The sequence below is a fragment of the Brachyspira sp. SAP_772 genome (assembly GCF_009755885.1).
Classification (GTDB): Bacteria; Spirochaetota; Brachyspiria; order Brachyspirales; family Brachyspiraceae; genus Brachyspira.
This window is the reverse complement of sequence record NZ_VYIX01000167.1, coordinates 1-708: the sequence shown is the minus strand read 5'-3', so window position 1 is coordinate 708 and position 708 is coordinate 1. Positions and strand designations below refer to the sequence as shown.

Here is a 708-nt window from a genome sequence, read left to right as displayed (position 1 = left end):
AAATATCAATATAAATGTTCCCACAACTTGGTCTATAAATCCAKATAAAAAACCAGGAACTGCTGGAAAAGTTGCAAAAACTCCCGCAGTGTTTTCAAAATTAGGATCAACTTCTATCCATTTTCCATAATAAACAGCAAATACTATAGCAGCCCCTATAAAAAAGCCTATCATCTGTGCTACTATATAATACCAAACTTTAGACCATTGAAATCTTCCTGTAACAGCTAATGCCAAAGTAACAGCAGGATTTAAATGTGCCCCACTTATTTTTCCGGAAGCATATATACCAAATGTTACAGCAAGCCCCCAAGCAATATGTATGTTTATAGGAGCACCATTGTTTCCTACAACTACAGATGCTACAACTCCGCATCCGAATAATGCTATAAACATAGAGCCAATTATTTCTGCTAAAAATTCTGATTTTTTAGTATACATAATATATAACCCCCATAAATTTAATTTGTAATTATTTATTATTAATTTATTCCGCCAACTCTATATTGTTCGCATACAGGRCATCTTTTTGGTGCTTTACTCTCTGTGTGTATATATCCGCATTTTTGACATTGCCATTTTGGTGCCTCTTTACCTTTATCACCTAAAAAACTTTCAAACATCTTTTTATGACCTTCTTCTATTTTTGCAACATGCTCAAATAGTATTGCTATGTCATTAAATCCCTCTTCTTTTGCCGTTTTTGCA

The 708-nt window shown here is 33.3% G+C and carries 2 protein-coding genes; both read right to left on the bottom strand.

Features of this window, described 5'->3' with window-relative positions; translation table 11 throughout:
* The coding region (locus GQX97_RS13295; RefSeq protein ID WP_198391252.1) for an MIP/aquaporin family protein at positions 1–441 on the bottom strand (441 nt) is incomplete at its 3' end.
* A 41-nt stretch (positions 442–482) separates the two neighbouring features.
* Positions 483–708: rubrerythrin family protein (locus tag GQX97_RS13290; protein WP_198391251.1), on the bottom strand; the 226-nt coding region annotated here is incomplete at its 5' end.